At 74.5% G+C, this 2066-nt stretch carries 1 protein-coding gene; it reads right to left on the bottom strand.

The window, feature by feature from the left end; all coding sequences use genetic code 11:
• Positions 1-2066, bottom strand: a 2066-nt coding sequence (locus tag GA0070560_RS27630; RefSeq protein ID WP_211566038.1) for a type I polyketide synthase, incomplete at both ends; no start/stop codon positions are given.

Genomic DNA, 2066 nt, shown 5'->3' with positions numbered 1-2066 from the left:
GCGCAGCGACTGCGCCGCCAGGTGCAACGCCACCAGCGACGACGAACACGCCGTGTCCACGGTGACCGCCGGCCCCTCGAACCCGAACGAGTACGCCACCCGCCCCGACAGCACGCTGGTGGCGTTGCCGGTGAGCAGGTGACCGCCGACCTCCTGGTCCCGGCCCATGGCCGTCGAGGCGTACCCCTGGAAGCTGGCGCCCGCGAAGACGCCGACCCGCTCGCCCTTCAGCCGCGACGGGTCGACCCCGGCCGACTCGACCGCCTCCCAGGACACCTCGAGCAGGAGACGTTGCTGCGGGTCCATGGCCAGGGCCTCGCGGGGAGAGATCCCGAAGAACTCGGCGTCGAACGCGCCCGCGTCGTAGACGAAGCCGCCCTGGCGGGGGAACGACGTGTCGGAGAGCCGGCCGTCGAGGAAGCTGTCCCAGCCCCGGTCGAGCGGGAAGTCGGAGATGCCGTCCCGGCCGGTGGCGAGCAGGTCCCACAGCTGATCGGTGGTGTCGACGCCGCCGGGCAGCCGGCAGGCCATGCCGACGATGACGATCGGGTCGTCGTCGACCGTGGCGACCCGCTCCCGCGCCTGTGGTCCGACCGGTGTGCCGGTCAGTTCGGCGCGCAGGTGGGCGGCCAGGGCCAGCGGCGTGGGATGGTCGAAGACGAGGGTGGTGGGCAGGGTGAGCCCGGTCTCGGCGGTGAGCCGGTTGCGCAGTTCGACGGCGGTGAGCGAGTCGAAGCCCTGCTGCTGGAACGCCCGGTCGGCCGGCACGGCGTCGGGTGTGGCGTGTCCGAGCACGGCAGCGGCCTGGGCGCGGACGAGGTCGAGCAGGTATCCGTCCTGTTCGGCGGGGGTCATGCCGGCGAGCCGGCGGCCCGTCTGCCCACCGTCGGTGGCTTCGTTGACGGCCCCGGCCGGTTCGGGTCGCGCCTCGGGGATCTCGTCGAGCAGTGGGCTGGGGCGCATCGCGGTGAAGGAGGCGGCGAAGCGGTCCCAGGTGACGTCGGCGACGACCACGGCGGTGTCGTCCCGGTCGAGCGCACCCTGCAGAGCGGTGACCGCCAGGTCCGGCGCCATCGCGGGCAGGCCCCGACGGGCGAGCTGTTCCTGCTGCTCGCCGTGCGCCATGCCGGCGCCGGCCCAGGGTCCCCAGGCGACGGCGGTGCCGGCGTGGCCGCGGGCCCGCCGCCGGGCGACCAGCCCGTCGAGGTACGCGTTGGCGGCGGCGTAGCCGGCCTGCCCGGCCGAGCCCCACACCCCGGCGATGGACGAGAACACCACGAACGCGTCCAGCCCGTCGGGCAGCAGCTCGTCGAGGTGCGCGGCACCGTCGACCTTCGCGCGCAGGACGTGGGGCAGTTCGTCGGGGGTGATGTCGGGCAGCGGGGTGGAGTGGGGCGCTCCGGCGGCGTGGACGACGGCGCGGGCGGGGTCGCCCTGGGGGGTGAGGTCGTCCAGCAGCGCGGCGAGCGCGGCCCGGTCGGCCACGTCACACGCAGCCACGGTCACCCTGGCCCCGGCCGCACGTAGCCGCTCCGCCAACTCCACCGCACCGGGTGCCCGCTCCCCCTGCCGGCTGGTCAGCACCACATGCCCCGCACCGGACTGCACCGCCCACTCCGCCACCCGGGAACCCAACGCGCCCGTACCACCGGTGACCAGCACCGTGCCCGACAACCGGAACCCACGCCGCACCACATCATCAGCGGCCCGCACCAGACGCCGGACGAACACCCCCGACGACCGCACCGCCACCTGATCCTCAACCCCGGACGCCAACACCCCGCACAACCGCCGGACGGTCCGCGTATCCACCGCCTCCGGCAGATCGACCAGACCACCCCACCGACGCGGATCCTCCAACGCCACCACCCGGCCAAGGCCCCAGACAGCCGCCGCGACCGGATCCACCGACGCGTCCGAACGCCCCACCGACACCGCACCCCGGGTCACCCACCACACCCGGCCACCCACCGCACAGTCACCCAACCCCTGCACCGCCGCCAACGCCTCACCGACGCCCGCGCCGGACAACGACAGCAACGACACCACCCCGGCGACCTCGCCGA

Source organism: Micromonospora halophytica (assembly GCF_900090245.1).
Classification (GTDB): Bacteria; Actinomycetota; Actinomycetes; order Mycobacteriales; family Micromonosporaceae; genus Micromonospora; species Micromonospora halophytica.
Note: the sequence above shows the minus strand (reverse complement) of the source record. Positions and strands in the feature narration are given on the sequence as shown.